This is a genomic window from Rhodococcus sp. K11/5 (genome assembly GCF_055193735.1).
Map to the genome: position 1 here is coordinate 2152611 of NZ_CM143721.1, position 15390 is coordinate 2168000.

The following is a 15390-nucleotide window of genomic DNA, read 5'->3' on the forward strand; positions in this document are numbered from 1 at the left end:
TCGCCGGCATCGGCGAGTTCTGGTCAGGAGTAACGCGTGCTGGGTATCGGCAGTGCATCGGTCACCACGTCGTTGCGTCGGGTCGTGGCGACCGCGCAGAACGGGCTCGAGGTCATCCGGTTGGGCGGTCTCGAGACCGACACGATGTCGTCGCCCTTCGACGTGGTGGCTCGGGACTCGATGTATCGGCTCCGGCGCTACTTTCCCGGATCGTCGCCGTCGGGCCCGCCCGTGGTGCTCATCCCGCCGATGATGATGTCCGCGAACGTCTACGACGTCACCCGCGACAACGGTGGAGTCGGCCTGCTGCACGACGCCGGGATGGATCCCTGGGTGGTGGACTTCGGTTCGCCGGCCACCGAGGAGGGTGGCTGGAACCGCACCCTGACCGACCACATCGTGGCCATCAGCGAGATCGTCGAGATCGTGGCCGCCCGCACCGGACGCGACGTGCATCTGGGCGGGTACTCGCAGGGCGGCATGTTCGCCTACCAGGCCGCGGCGTATCGGGGTGGGCGCGACATCGCGAGCATCATCACCTTCGGGAGCCCCGTGGACACCCTGGCGGCGCTACCGCTCGGCATCCCGGCCGGAGTGGCCACGAAAGGTGCCGAGTTCCTGGCCGACCACGTGTTCACCCGACTGGCGGTGACGGACTGGATGGCGCGCACCGGATTCCAGCTGCTGGACCCCGCGAAAACCGTCAAGTCCCGGATCGACTTCGTACGGCAGTTGCACGATCGCGAATCCTTGCTCCCGCGGGAGTCGCAACGTCGGTTCCTGGCGATGGACGGGTGGGTGGCCTGGTCGGGCCCGGCCGTCGCGGAATTGTTGACACAGTTCGTCGTGCACAACCGCATGCTCACCGGGGGATTCTCCATACGCGGACGCGTCGTGTCCCTGGCCGAGTTGACCATGCCGATCCTGGCGTTCGTCGGAGAGGTCGACGACATCGGTCAGCCCCTGGCCGTGCGTGGTATTCGACGTGCAGCTCCCCGGGCCGAGGTGTACGAATCGGACCTGCGCGCCGGCCACTTCGGGCTCGTCGTCGGCAGCACGGCGGCCACCCAGACGTGGCCTCGGGTGTGCGCCTGGATCGAGTGGCGAGAAGGTCGGGGACGACAGCCCGACGAGGTGTTCCGGATGGCCTACGACGAGCACCTGCCGTCCGACACCGGTGTGTCGGTGGGAAACCGTCTGGTCCACACGGCCGCGTCCATCGCCGAGGTCGGACTCGGAGTCGGCAAGGGAATCGCCTCGGTCGCGGCGGGTGCGGTTCGGGGTTCGCGAGCCATTTCGTCGGAGGCGGTCCGCACACTGCCGAGGTTGGCGCGACTGGGTCAGTTGCAACCGCATTCGCAGGTGTCGATGGGCCACCTCGTGGCGGAGCAGGCCAAGCGTGCGAGCGACGGCGAATGCTTCGTGTTCGACGATCGCGTGTACTCCTATGCCGCAGTGGACGAGCGCATCGACAACGTGGTTCGCGGACTGGTCGCGACCGGGGTTCGACCGGCGATGCACATCGGTGTCCTGATGGAGACGCGACCGAGTGCGTTGGCGGCGGTGACGGCGCTGTCACGCATCGGTGCCGTGGCGGTCATGCTCCAGCCGTCGTCCGATCTGACGCAGGCACTGCGACTGGGACGCGTCGAGATGATCGTGGTCGATCCGGACAACCTCGAGGGCGTGGATCGCTACGGTCTGGACGTCCGGGTCCTGGGGGGCGGTGATTCGCGAGCGCTGCCACCGGATTCGTCGGGTCGAGTGATCGACCTCGAGTCGATCGACCCGTCCCTGGTGGTGTTGCCCGGTTGGTACGTCCCGAATCCGGGTCGAGCCCGCGAACTCGCCTTCGTGCTGTTCAGCGAGAACGCCGACGGATTGTCCGCGAAGTTCATCACGAACTACCGGTGGGCTCTGTCCGCCTACGGAACGGCGGGCGCCGCCAATCTGGGCCGACTCGACACCGTGTACTGCCTTGCGCCGCTTCACCATTCGGCTGGTCTGCTGGTTGCTGTGGGCGGAGCGCTCGCGGGTGGTTCGCGGATCGCCCTGTCCCGAGGGCTCGAACCCGAGCGCTTCGCGGACGAGGCGCGTCGATACGGCGTCACCGTCGTGTCCTACACCTGGACCATGATGCGCGACATTCTGGAGCATCCGGATCTGCCCGAGCCCGGTCTGCACGCGATTCGCCTGCTCATCGGGTCGGGGATGCCGACGAACCTCTGGCGGCGCACCCTGGACCGACTGTCGCCGGCTCGAGTACTCGAGTTCTACGCGTCCACCGAGGGGGACGTGATCCTGGCCAACGTCGCCGGCACGAAGGTCGGTTCGAAAGGACGCCCACTCCCCGGCAGTGCTCGGGTGGAACTGGCGGCGTACGACCCCGTCACCGGCAAGTACCTCGAGGACGGCCGCGGTTTCGTGCGGGTGTGTGAAGACGACGAGCCCGGGATGCTTCTGGGTCGTCCCGGACTGGACGAGACCGGCGGCACGTTCATGCGCGGGGTGTTCGGAGCAGGCGACGTCTGGGTTCCGACCGAATTGCTGTTTCGGCGGGACGCGGGTGGCGACTACTGGCTGCTCGGCCACAAACGGTCGGTGGTGTCCACACCCGGTGGCCCGGTGTTCGTGCAGCCCATCGTGGACGCGGTGTCGACGGTCGACGCCGTCGACGTCGCGGTCGTCTACGGCGTGGGCGATGCCGGGTCCCAGTTCGCGGTCTGTGCGGTCACAGCACGGTCGGGTCGGCGGGTGACTGCGGCGGCGATCAGCGAGGCTTTCGAAGTGCTGGACGAGAATCAGCGGCCGGACGTGGTGCACGTCGTGGCGGACATACCGATCTCGCGTGCGTTCCGACCACTGGTGGACGACCTGCGTTCTGCCGGCATGCCGGCACCGGGAACGAAGTCCTGGTATCGCGCGTCGGTGGGCGGAGAGTACAAACGGCTGACGAAAGCGGTGGCTGCGGAGAAGTTCGCCGTCGGGCAGTAGGTTGTCAACATGACGATCGATGCGCGGTTGCACAGCATTCTGGCGTGCCCGGAAGACAAAGGACCCCTGCTGCTCGTTCCGGACGAAGCGCTCTACAACCCACGGCTTCGTCGGGTCTACCCGATCGAGAACGGCATTCCCGTTCTGCTGATCGACGACGCCCACGAGGCCGACGAGGCGGAGCACGAATCGATCATGTCGCGAGCGGTGTCGCCGACCGAGGCGTGACCGCGCGACACGATGCGCCGACAACGGTGAGCGAGCGACTGTCCGACCCGGAGACCGCTGCCCGCGCGTTGTTGGGAGGAACGATCACCGCCGGCGGAGTCACCCTGCGCATCGTCGAGGTGGAGGCCTACGGTGGGCCGGCCACAGGACCGTGGCCCGATTCGGCTGCACATTCGTTCCGAGGTCCCACACGCCGTAACGAGGTGATGTTCGGTCCGGCGGGACGCCTGTACGTCTATCTCAGTTACGGAATGCACCTGTGCGCCAACGTGGTCTGTGGATCGGACGGAACCGCAGGTGCTGTCCTGCTGCGTGCAGGCGAGGTCATCCTGGGCGTCGAGACGTGCCGGAGTCGCCGGTCCACGGCTCGTGCGGACCGTGATCTCGCCCGCGGCCCGGGCAATCTGGGCCGTGCTCTGGGGTTGTCCTCGGACCACAACGGCGTCGACGTCTTCGACGCCAGCGGGCCGGTGACGGTGACTCTCGGAGGCCGGGCGTCCACGGTGGAGGCGGGGCCGCGAGTGGGGGTGAGCACCGATGCCGATCGTGCGTGGCGCTTCTGGCTTCCGGGGTCCCGCGCCGTGTCCGCCTATCGACGCAGCCCCCGCGCCGCCGCGCCCACACGGAGTCCGTGACGACGGTTTGCAGCGTATGCGAGACAATCGGTCGGTGAGCATCATCGACGAACTGTCCTGGCGTGGCCTCATCGCGCAGTCGACCGATCTGGACGCGCTCGCGCGCGCGGCCGAGGCGGGTCCGATCACGGTGTACGCCGGATTCGACCCCACGGGACCGAGTCTGCACGCAGGTCACCTCGTCCCGTTGTTGGCATTGAAGCGCTTTCAACGCGCGGGCCACCGACCGATCGTGATGGCCGGCGGCGCGACGGGCATGATCGGCGATCCCCGGGACGTGGGGGAGCGGACGATGAACACCGCGGACGTCGTGGCGGAGTGGTCGGAGCGCATCCGGGGGCAACTCGAGCGATTCGTCGATTTCGACGACACCGACTCGGGGGCCGTGGTCGAGAACAATCTGAACTGGACCGCCGAGTTGTCCGCGGTGGATTTCTTGCGTGATCTCGGCAAACACTTCTCGGTGAACGTCATGTTGGCGCGGGACACCGTGAAGCGACGGCTCGAAGCAGACGGGATGTCCTACACCGAGTTCAGCTACATGCTTCTGCAGGCCAACGATTTCCTGCACTTGCGTCGTCGTTACGACTGCAGCCTGCAGGTGGGTGGTTCGGATCAGTGGGGAAACATCGTCGCAGGAGTCGATCTGAATCGTCGGGTCGACGGCCGGACCGTGCACGGCCTGACCGTGCCACTCGTGACCGCGGCCGACGGGACCAAGTTCGGAAAGTCGACGGGCGGCGGAAGTCTGTGGCTCGACCCGACGATGACCTCCCCGTACGCCTGGTACCAGTACTTCGTGAACACGGCCGACGCCGATGTCGTCAAGTACCTGCGGTGGTTCACGTTCCTGGACCGCGAGGAACTGGGGGAGCTCGAGACGGCGACCGCCGAGCGCCCGCACGCGCGTGAAGCGCAGAAGCGGCTGGCCAAGGAGATGACCGACCTGGTCCACGGCACGGACAACACCGCGGCGGTGGAACTCGCGAGCTCGGCCCTGTTCGGACGAGGCGAGATCCGAGACCTGGACGAAGCGACGTTGGCGGCCGCGCTGTCGGAGACGACGGTTGCCGAGGTGCACGCGCAGAGCGCGTCCACGATCGTGGACCTCCTGGTCGAAACCGGGTTGTGCGAGAGCAAGGGAGCCGCTCGTCGCGCGGTCAAGGAAGGCGGCGCATCGGTGAACAACGTGAAGATCGCCGATGAGGGGTGGACGTTCTCGGCGGAGGACCTGCTTCACGGTTCGTGGCTGGTGATTCGTCGAGGGAAGCGGAACTTCGCCGGGGCGCGAGTCGTGACCGCCGAGTAGGTCGTCCCGGGGAGGCGTCCGTCGGGGTCGAACCGATTGCCGGCCCGGTGGCGCGAGTCACATGAGGCGCCGAACGGTCGCGATCGCGGATCGCAACGGTTCTGTGCACCAGGACCTGCATGTTCATCCCTCGGACGCGGCCTCGACCTGGGGATTTGACGCGCTGTTATCCGAGGCGTAACTTTCTTCGAGTCAGAGCGACACGGACACCGACCCGGAGATCAACGCCGGGACACGAGGTTGGACGTCACTGCTCGACACAATAACGAACCAGCCCCGGATCTTGCTCGCTTCGGCGGGTGGTGATGGTGTGTGCGTGTTCTTTGAGAACTCAACAGTGTGTCGATGAATGTCAGTGCCAATTGTTTTTGGTTTGCTGGTTTCTTCTCTTCTTCCCGTCGAGGGGGAACTGGTTCTTTTTTGTCAGCAATGGAGTATTGCTGGCGTGAGTTTTATTGCTGGATTTGGCTCTCTAGTTTTCATTCATCGCCCGGGCTGTTCTGGTCTGTGGTGGTGGGTATGAGTCTTCAACGGAGAGTTTGATCCTGGCTCAGGACGAACGCTGGCGGCGTGCTTAACACATGCAAGTCGAACGGTAAGGCCCTTCGGGGTACACGAGTGGCGAACGGGTGAGTAACACGTGGGTGATCTGCCCTGCACTTCGGGATAAGCCCGGGAAACTGGGTCTAATACCGGATATGACTGCAGCATGCATGTGCTGTGGTGGAAAGATTTATCGGTGCAGGATGGGCCCGCGGCCTATCAGCTTGTTGGTGGGGTAATGGCCTACCAAGGCGACGACGGGTAGCCGGCCTGAGAGGGCGACCGGCCACACTGGGACTGAGACACGGCCCAGACTCCTACGGGAGGCAGCAGTGGGGAATATTGCACAATGGGCGCAAGCCTGATGCAGCGACGCCGCGTGAGGGATGACGGCCTTCGGGTTGTAAACCTCTTTCAGCAGGGACGAAGCGTGAGTGACGGTACCTGCAGAAGAAGCACCGGCCAACTACGTGCCAGCAGCCGCGGTAATACGTAGGGTGCAAGCGTTGTCCGGAATTACTGGGCGTAAAGAGCTCGTAGGCGGTTTGTCGCGTCGTCTGTGAAAACCAGCAGCTCAACTGCTGGCGTGCAGGCGATACGGGCAGACTTGAGTATTTCAGGGGAGACTGGAATTCCTGGTGTAGCGGTGAAATGCGCAGATATCAGGAGGAACACCGGTGGCGAAGGCGGGTCTCTGGGAAATAACTGACGCTGAGGAGCGAAAGCGTGGGTAGCGAACAGGATTAGATACCCTGGTAGTCCACGCCGTAAACGGTGGGCGCTAGGTGTGGGTTTCCTTCCACGGGATCCGTGCCGTAGCTAACGCATTAAGCGCCCCGCCTGGGGAGTACGGCCGCAAGGCTAAAACTCAAAGGAATTGACGGGGGCCCGCACAAGCGGCGGAGCATGTGGATTAATTCGATGCAACGCGAAGAACCTTACCTGGGTTTGACATACACCGGAAAGCCGTAGAGATACGGCCCCCCTTGTGGTCGGTGTACAGGTGGTGCATGGCTGTCGTCAGCTCGTGTCGTGAGATGTTGGGTTAAGTCCCGCAACGAGCGCAACCCTTGTCTTATGTTGCCAGCACGTGATGGTGGGGACTCGTAAGAGACTGCCGGGGTCAACTCGGAGGAAGGTGGGGACGACGTCAAGTCATCATGCCCCTTATGTCCAGGGCTTCACACATGCTACAATGGCCGGTACAGAGGGCTGCGATACCGTGAGGTGGAGCGAATCCCTTAAAGCCGGTCTCAGTTCGGATCGGGGTCTGCAACTCGACCCCGTGAAGTCGGAGTCGCTAGTAATCGCAGATCAGCAACGCTGCGGTGAATACGTTCCCGGGCCTTGTACACACCGCCCGTCACGTCATGAAAGTCGGTAACACCCGAAGCCGGTGGCCTAACCCCTTGTGGGAGGGAGCCGTCGAAGGTGGGATCGGCGATTGGGACGAAGTCGTAACAAGGTAGCCGTACCGGAAGGTGCGGCTGGATCACCTCCTTTCTAAGGAGCACATCTCGCTGGAGTACCACTCACACAGGTGGGAGGGAAACGGTGCAGAGACCATGCCGGCCCCGTTCGTGGGTCGGGTGGACGCTCATGGGTGGAACACTGACAACCAATTCGTTCTCGTGCATCCGCTTCGGTGGGTGTGACCGCCGGCCTGTGTGCCGGTGGGAGAGCGGGTTATATCGATGCACTGTTGGGTCCTGAGAGAACACGCGTGAGTGTGTTTTTTCATGGCAAGAACGAATACAGGCAATGCTGGTTGTGTCTATCGGCTTTCGTGGTGTCGGCTTCGGTCGGTGTCGTGGGGGTGTCTGAGAGCAGCGTGAGCAGTGTTGTGTGTGTGTTGTTTGAGAACTGCACAGTGGACGCGAGCATCTTTGTTGTAAGTAATGAAGAGCGTACGGTGGATGCCTTGGCACCAGGAGCCGATGAAGGACGTAGGAGGCTGCGATAAGCCTCGGGGAGCTGTCAACCGAGCTGAGATCCGAGGGTGTCCGAATGGGGAAACCCAGCACGAGTGATGTCGTGTTACCCGCGCCTGAATATATAGGGTGTGTGGAGGGAACGTGGGGAAGTGAAACATCTCAGTACCCACAGGAAGAGAAAACAACAGTGATTCCGTCAGTAGTGGCGAGCGAACGCGGATGAGGCCAAACCATGTGCATGTGATACCCGGCAGGGGTTGTGCGTGTGGGGTTGTGGGGTTTGTTTTTGTCGATTCTGCCGGATCGGCCGACAGTGAGAAATCGTGTGGTTAGTCGAAGTGGTCTGGGATGGCCTGTCGTAGAGGGTGAGAATCCCGTAGACGAAAACTGCGCGACTGTCGAAGTGAATGCCCAAGTAGCAGCGGGCCCGTGAAATCTGCTGTGAATCTGTCGGGACCACCCGATAAGCCTGAATACTCCCTGGTGACCGATAGCGGACTAGTACCGTGAGGGAAAGGTGAAAAGTACCCCGGGAGGGGAGTGAAATAGTACCTGAAACCGTGCGCTTACAATCCGTCAGAGCCGTTGCACAGTTTTGCTGTGGGTGGTGATGGCGTGCCTTTTGAAGAATGAGCCTGCGAGTCAGTGGTATGTGGCGAGGTTAACCCGTGTGGGGTAGCCGTAGCGAAAGCGAGTCCGAATAGGGCGTTTGAGTCGCATGCTCTGGACCCGAAGCGGAGTGATCTACCCATGGCCAGGGTGAAGCGACGGTAAGACGTCGTGGAGGCCCGAACCCACTTAGGTTGAAAACTGAGGGGATGAGTTGTGGGTAGGGGTGAAAGGCCAATCAAACTCCGTGATAGCTGGTTCTCCCCGAAATGCATTTAGGTGCAGCGTCGCGTGTTTCACTCTGGAGGTAGAGCTACTGGATGGTCTAGAGGGCCTACAAGCTTATCGAAATCAGCCAAACTCCGAATGCCAGGGTGTGAGAGCGCGGCAGTGAGACTGCGGGCGATAAGGTTCGTGGTCGAGAGGGAAACAGCCCAGATCGCCGGCTAAGGCCCCTAAGCGTGTACTAAGTGGAAAAGGATGTGAAGTCGCGAAGACAACCAGGAGGTTGGCTTAGAAGCAGCCACCCTTGAAAGAGTGCGTAATAGCTCACTGGTCAAGTGATTTTGCGCCGACAATGTAGCGGGGCTCAAGTACACCGCCGAAGCCGCGGCATTCACACGATAGCCCGCGCATGCCCTACGGGGTGTGTGCCAGGTGTGTGGATGGGTAGGGGAGCGTCGTGTGGCCAGGGAAGCGCCGGAGTGATCCAGGTGTGGAGGCCACGCGAGTGAGAATGCAGGCATGAGTAGCGAAAGACGAGTGAGAAACTCGTCCGCCGAATGATCAAGGGTTCCTGGGCCAGGTTAATCCGCCCAGGGTGAGTCGGGACCTAAGGCGAGGCCGACAGGCGTAGTCGATGGACAACGGGTTGATATTCCCGTACCCGTGTATCCGCGCCCATGACGAATCAGGGGTACTAACCGTCCAGAGCCTTCTGGAGCACCTTCGGGTGCCGTGGAGGTGATGCACGGGACCTTCTCTGGTAGTAGTCAAGCGATGGGGTGACGCAGGAAGGTAGCTGAGCCAGTCAGTGGTAACACTGGTGTAAGCCCGTAGGGCGAGTGATAGGCAAATCCGTCACTCATACAAGCCTGAGAGGTGATGCATAGCCGAATGAGGCGAATTCAGTGATCCTATGCTGCCGAGAAAAGCCTCTAGCGAGCTGGTACACGGCCCGTACCCCAAACCGACACAGGTGATCAGGTAGAGAATACCAAGGCGATCGAGATAACTATGGTTAAGGAACTCGGCAAAATGCCCCCGTAACTTCGGGAGAAGGGGGACCCCTGCCGGTGACGGAATTTACTTCCCGAGCTGGTGTGGGTCGCAGAGACCAGTGAGAAGCGACTGTTTACTAAAAACACAGGTCCGTGCGAAGTCGTAAGACGATGTATACGGACTGACGCCTGCCCGGTGCTGGAAGGTTAAGAGGACCGGTCAATCACTTCGGTGGTGAAGCTGAGAATTTAAGCCCCAGTAAACGGCGGTGGTAACTATAACCATCCTAAGGTAGCGAAATTCCTTGTCGGGTAAGTTCCGACCTGCACGAATGGCGTAACGACTTCTCAGCTGTCTCAACCATAGACTCGGCGAAATTGCATTACGAGTAAAGATGCTCGTTACGCGCGGCAGGACGAAAAGACCCCGGGACCTTCACTACAGCTTGGTATTGGTGTTCGGTTCGGTTTGTGTAGGATAGGTGGGAGACTGTGAAGCGGCCACGCCAGTGGTTGTGGAGTCGTTGTTGAAATACCACTCTGATCGTATTGGATACCTCAACCTCGGACCATGATCTGGTTCAGGGACAGTGCCTGGTGGGTAGTTTAACTGGGGCGGTTGCCTCCCAAAATGTAACGGAGGCGCCCAAAGGTTCCCTCAGCCTGGTTGGCAATCAGGTGTCGAGTGCAAGTGCACAAGGGAGCTTGACTGTGAGACTGACACGTCGAGCAGGGACGAAAGTCGGGACTAGTGATCCGGCACCGGCAAGTGGAAGCGGTGTCGCTCAACGGATAAAAGGTACCCCGGGGATAACAGGCTGATCTTCCCCAAGAGTCCATATCGACGGGATGGTTTGGCACCTCGATGTCGGCTCGTCGCATCCTGGGGCTGGAGTAGGTCCCAAGGGTTGGGCTGTTCGCCCATTAAAGCGGCACGCGAGCTGGGTTTAGAACGTCGTGAGACAGTTCGGTCTCTATCCGCCGCGCGCGTCAGAAACTTGAGGAAGGCTGTCCCTAGTACGAGAGGACCGGGACGGACGAACCTCTGGTGTGCCAGTTGTTCCACCAGGAGCACCGCTGGTTAGCTACGTTCGGAAGGGATAACCGCTGAAAGCATCTAAGCGGGAAGCCTGTTCCAAGATGAGGTTTCTCACCCCCTCGAGGGGGTAAGGCCCCCGGCAGACCACCGGGTCGATAGGCCAGAACTGGAAGTACAGCAATGTATGCAGGTGACTGGTACTAATAGGCCGAGGACTTACACCGAAGAAGCTACGCGTCCACTGTGCAGTATCTGAAACAACACACGAGTGTTCAGATGAACCGCACCACCCCCCGATCACCCGATCACCGAACCGGATGCCGGCACACCGCCGACACCCGAACCCGGTAACCGGAAACCAGGGGATGTGTGCCTCGTGCACTGTGTTTCACAGAGTTACGGTGGCCATAGCGGAGGGGAAACGCCCGGTCCCATTCCGAACCCGGAAGCTAAGCCCTCCAGCGCCGATGGTACTGCACCCGACAGGGTGTGGGAGAGTAGGACACCGCCGTACATACTTACCGAAAGGGGACCCATTCATTTGGGTCCCCTTTCGTGTTTCCGTACCCCGATCGATCGCGTGACATCGGGCGCCGGTCGAGGCGCGCCGAGCCTCTCGACGTGGTGCACTGGACTCGACAACTCCACGCGAGCGACACGATCTGAAAGGTGAGCCTGTGCCGGAAGAATCAGCACCGGATGGCAAGTCCTCCTCGGACCGCCGCGCAGCGTCCGGTGACGGACAGAAGGGGTTTCGAGCCGGCGGTTCGTCCGACCGGCGCGGGAGCTCCGATCGACGTTCCGGGTCCGATCGTGGGGGTGCGCCCCAGCGAGGTGATTCCTCCCGTGGTTCCGGCGACGGACGGCGATGGACGAACGACCGTCGCGGGAGCGGCCCGGCCGCATCCGGGGGCGACTCGGCGCGGCGCCGCGGAGGCGAAGGAAGCTCCGGTCCTCGACGTACCGGTGGCGGACCGCCTCGCGACGCTCGCCCCCCGCGGCCGGTGGAACCGGATCTACCCGACGATCTGGAAGCGAAAGAACTCGATCCGGCTGTTCGTCGAGATCTGTTGAGCCTGGACAAGACCAACGCCGAAGCCGTCGCACGGCACATGGTGATGGTCAGTCGTCTGATCGCAGACGACCCGGCTGTTGCTCTGGCCCACGCTCGGGCGGCACGGCAACGTGCCGGACGTATCGCGGTCGTTCGTGAAACCGCTGGTATCGCTGCGTATCACGCAGGGGAGTGGGCCGAAGCGTTGTCCGAATTACGGGCTGCGCGGCGTATGGCGGGTGGCCCCGGATTGCTGTCGGTCATGGCCGACTGCGAACGCGGACTCGGAAGGCCGGAACGAGCCATCGAACTGGGTCGCAGCGACGAAGCCAGGCAGTTGACCGGTGACGACGCGTCCGAGCTGCGTATCGTCGTCGCCGGCGCACGAATGGACCTCGGTCAGTACGACCAGGCCGTGGTCACCTTGCAGACGTCGGACCTCGAAGGCGATCGCACAGGATCGGCGGCCGCACGGCTCTTCTACGCGTACGCCGATGCTCTCGTCGCGGCCGGTCGGACCGACGACGGAGTCCAATGGTTCCTCCGCGCGGCGTCCGCCGACACGGACGGCGAGACCGACGCAGAAGAACGTGTCGACGAGCTGACCGGTCCGTGACCACGCTGGCCGAGAACCACGACGCCCTACTGCTGGATCTGGACGGCACCCTCTATCGGGGACCGGACCCCATCGAGGGTGCGGTGGACGTGTTGCGCGAGTGCCCGTCCGCGCTGTTCTACGTGACCAACAACGCAAGTCGATCGCCGTCCGACGTCGCGGCGCATCTTCGTGAGCTGGGGTTCTCCGCCCCCGACGACTCCGTCGTGACCAGTTCTCAGGCCGCCGGTCGGCTTCTGGCGGGCTTGCTGAACGGTGGATCGACCGTTCTCGTCGTGGGCACCGACGCGCTGGTCGCCGAGGTCGAGGCCGCAGGGCTGCGCGCCGTACGAACGTCCGAGCCCATTCCCGACGCCGTCGTCCAGGGGCACTCGCCGAGCACCGCGTGGGCCGACATCGCCGAGGCCACGTACGCCGTGCGCGCGGGAGCGACCTGGGTGGCGACCAACGGTGACACCAGTCTCCCCACTCCGCGCGGTCTGGGGCCGGGGAACGGCGCCTTCGTGGCGGCGGTTGCCGCGGCAACCGGACGGACACCGATCGTGGCGGGCAAGCCCGAGGCCCCTTTGATGCGAGATGCCCTCGAACGCAGCGACTCTCGAACCCCACTGGTGGTGGGTGATCGCCTCGACACCGATATCGCCGGAGCCAACGAGGTCGGGATTCCGTCGCTGTTGGTTCTGACGGGGGTCAGTACGGTTCTCGACGTTCTGCGCGCCGTCCCCGCCGAACGACCGACGTCGATTTCCGCGGATCTCTCGGCGCTGCTCGGTGCGAAGGACGCCCACACGGTGGGTGGTCCCGTGCAGTCCGGCGTCGACTGGTCCGTGTCGGTCACGGACGGTGCTCTCCGTCTGTCCGCAGCCGGAACGGACTCCGCCGACGATGCGTCGGCCGGGCAGGCCCTCTGGGTGGAAGCCCTGCGCGCGGTTCTGCCGAGGGTCTGGGATTCGGGCCCTTTCGACAGAGTCGAGGGCATGGACGAGGTGTCTCGCTACGTCGTCGCTCGGTGGGCGGACGCCGCGTCCTGAGCATCGCCGGCGACATGGATCGGTGGCTCGGTCGGTGAGCGCGAGAGCGTCGGCGGCATCGGATAGCGTTGTCTCCGATGAACGAGTCGTACCCGCGTCCGGGCGGTCACCTTCCGCAGCACCGATCCGTCTCCGTCGGATCGGCACCCGCCGCACCCAAGCCGGGCCCCGCGATCGAGTCGGGGGCCGAGCAGGTGGATCCGGCGACGGTGATCGCCGACGTCGCCGCGGCTGTCGCAGAGGCCGACGCGGCTGCCGCCCTCCCCACCGGTGAGGGCACAGCGGATCCGCACGGACTCGTCGCTCTGACTCGTCGTGGGCGCATCCTCGAACAGGCCCATCAGAGCTTGGTCGACGCGCTCGCCGCCGTGGACAAGAACTGACGTGGCTCGTCGAGCGCGGGTCGACGCCGAACTGGTGCGGCGCGGACTTGCCCGTTCCCGCGATCATGCGTCCGAGCTGATCACCGCCGGACGGGTGCTCATCGCCGGCTCCGTTGCCACCAAGCCTGCCACGGCCATCGAGGCGGGAACTCCGTTGCGTGTCACGGAACTCTCGGACGAGATCTCGTGGGCGTCGCGTGGCGCACACAAACTTCTGGGCGCACTCGAGTGGTTCGAGCCGATGGGATTGACCGTGGCCGGCACCCGCTGCCTCGACGCGGGCGCGTCGACCGGAGGGTTCACGGACGTGCTGCTGAGTCGGGGCGCAGCCGAGGTGGTCGCGGTCGACGTGGGCTACGGGCAGTTGGTGTGGCGCCTGCGGACCGACGAGCGCGTCACGGTTCTCGATCGGACGAACGTTCGCAGCATCGACGTCGAGACGGTGGGAGGGCCGGTGGATCTGATCGTCGCGGATCTGTCGTTCATCTCGCTGGCGTTGGTGCTCCCGGCGTTCGCCGCGGTGGCCGCCCCCGGCGCGAGCATGGTGCCGATGGTCAAGCCACAGTTCGAGGTCGGCAAGGACAACGTCGGTGCGGGCGGAGTGGTGCGCGAGCCGGGTCGGCGGGCCGAGGCTGTGATCGCGGTGTCCAGAGCGGCAGCGGAACTCGGTCTCGTCACCGTGGGGGTGGCCCCGAGTCCGCTGCCCGGCCCCTCCGGGAACGTGGAGTACTTCCTCTGGTTGCGCGCGCCCGGCGCGGACGATCCCGAGACCGCTACTGTCCCGGTGGAAGACTTGGTGGCCGAGGCAGTGGAGAAGGGTCCCCGATGACGGCGCAACCGAACGAGCACTCCGTCCCGGTCGACGGACGCGACCGCACGATTCTGCTGGTGGCCCACCCCGGCCGACCCGACATCGAACAGACCGCGCTCCGCGCGGCGAAGGTCTTCCGCGACCACGGGATCGCGCTGCGGGTTCTCGTGGACGAACACAACGCCTCGCGAGCCGAGTCGAGCGCCGGGGTCGACGCGCTGTCGGACCCCCACTCGGACGTGTCCGTCGTCGATTTCGGACCCGACGCGGCATTGGGGTGCGAGCTGGTGTTGGTGCTCGGCGGCGACGGCACGTTCCTGCGCGCGGCCGAGCTCGCTCGCGCTGCGTCCATCCCCGTGCTCGGCATCAATTTGGGACGCATCGGTTTCCTGGCCGAGGCGGAAGCCGACGACCTCGAGGACACGCTGGGGATGGTCGTACGTCGGGATTATCGAATCGAACCCCGCATGACCCTCGACGTGACCGTCCGGGTGGGCGATCGCATCGTCGACCGCGGCTGGGCGCTGAACGAGGCGAGTATCGAGAACGGGTCCCGCCTCGGGGTGCTCGAGGTGGTCCTCGAGGTCGACGGTCGGCCCGTGTCGTCCTTCGGGTGCGACGGAGTGCTGATCTCGACACCCACGGGGTCCACCGCATACGCGTTCTCGGCCGGGGGACCGGTGGTGTGGCCCGAACTGGACGCGATCCTCGTGATCCCCAGCAACGCGCACGCTCTGTTCGCGAGACCGCTCGTCACCAGCCCCGAATCCCACATCGCCGTCGAGACCTTCGCCGGCGGTCGTGACGCCTACGTGTTCTGCGACGGGCGCCGAACCATGAACGTTCCGGCCGGCGCCCGCGTCGAGGTGGTGCGCGCGGCCGCGCCCATCAAATGGATTCGCCTGGACTCGTCGCCGTTCGCCGATCGCCTCGTTCACAAATTCGCCCTGCCGGTCACCGGCTGGCGAGGAAGGACCACCTAGC

General features: G+C 63.8%; 9 protein-coding genes and 3 rRNA genes. All 12 read left to right on the forward strand.

The genetic code is table 11. The annotated features are described in order from the left end of the window. Positions 1 to 36: 36 nt before the first annotated feature. Entirely contained in the window at positions 37 to 2994 is a 2958-nt protein-coding gene (locus ACY466_RS10300; protein WP_463252083.1) for an AMP-binding protein, read from the forward strand. A 9-nt stretch (positions 2995 to 3003) separates the two neighbouring features. Next, positions 3004 to 3222, forward strand: coding sequence for a Trm112 family protein (locus ACY466_RS10305; protein WP_463252084.1), 219 nt, complete (start codon positions 3004 to 3006; stop codon positions 3220 to 3222). Next, positions 3219 to 3857: a DNA-3-methyladenine glycosylase gene (locus ACY466_RS10310; RefSeq protein ID WP_463252085.1), complete on the forward strand. Its 639-nt coding sequence runs from the start codon at positions 3219 to 3221 to the stop codon at positions 3855 to 3857. Before ACY466_RS10305 ends, ACY466_RS10310 begins: the two co-directional genes overlap by 4 nt. 34 nt (positions 3858 to 3891) lie before the next feature. Next, on the forward strand, positions 3892 to 5166 hold the full coding sequence (gene tyrS, locus ACY466_RS10315) for a tyrosine--tRNA ligase (RefSeq protein ID WP_463252086.1): 1275 nt from the start codon (positions 3892 to 3894) through the stop codon (positions 5164 to 5166). 527 nt (positions 5167 to 5693) lie between these two features. Continuing rightward, positions 5694 to 7212: ribosomal RNA gene (locus ACY466_RS10320) — 16S ribosomal RNA — on the forward strand. 386 nt (positions 7213 to 7598) lie between these two features. Further along, positions 7599 to 10735 (forward strand): 23S ribosomal RNA (locus ACY466_RS10325). 173 nt (positions 10736 to 10908) lie between these two features. Further along, a 5S ribosomal RNA gene (rrf, locus tag ACY466_RS10330) occupies positions 10909 to 11025 on the forward strand. Together the 16S, 23S and 5S rRNA genes form the textbook arrangement of a ribosomal RNA operon. Positions 11026 to 11188: 163 nt before the next feature. Beyond that, positions 11189 to 12181, forward strand: a complete 993-nt coding sequence (locus ACY466_RS10335) for a tetratricopeptide repeat protein (RefSeq protein WP_463252087.1) — start codon at positions 11189 to 11191, stop codon at positions 12179 to 12181. Beyond that, entirely contained in the window at positions 12178 to 13212 is a 1035-nt protein-coding gene (locus tag ACY466_RS10340; RefSeq protein WP_463252088.1) for an HAD-IIA family hydrolase, read from the forward strand. The genes ACY466_RS10335 and ACY466_RS10340 overlap by 4 nt, the downstream gene beginning before the upstream one ends. 77 nt (positions 13213 to 13289) lie before the next feature. After that, the gene (locus ACY466_RS10345) at positions 13290 to 13595 is read left to right on the forward strand and encodes a hypothetical protein (protein WP_463252089.1); all 306 of its coding nucleotides are present in this window, start codon (positions 13290 to 13292) and stop codon (positions 13593 to 13595) included. A 1-nt stretch (position 13596) separates the two neighbouring features. After that, a complete protein-coding gene (locus ACY466_RS10350; protein WP_463252090.1) occupies positions 13597 to 14424 on the forward strand; it encodes a TlyA family RNA methyltransferase in 828 nt (275 codons plus the stop codon). Further along, positions 14421 to 15389, forward strand: a complete 969-nt coding sequence (locus ACY466_RS10355) for an NAD kinase (protein WP_463252091.1) — start codon at positions 14421 to 14423, stop codon at positions 15387 to 15389. The genes ACY466_RS10350 and ACY466_RS10355 overlap by 4 nt, the downstream gene beginning before the upstream one ends. Position 15390 lies beyond the last annotated feature (1 nt).

Coding starts and splice junctions, on each gene's coding strand:
- ACY466_RS10305 (WP_463252084.1), top strand. CDS start 3,004: ATGACGATCGATGCGCGGTTGCACAGCATTCTGGCGTGCCCGGAAGAC.
- ACY466_RS10345 (WP_463252089.1), top strand. CDS start 13,290: ATGAACGAGTCGTACCCGCGTCCGGGCGGTCACCTTCCGCAGCACCGA.
- ACY466_RS10355 (WP_463252091.1), top strand. CDS start 14,421: ATGACGGCGCAACCGAACGAGCACTCCGTCCCGGTCGACGGACGCGAC.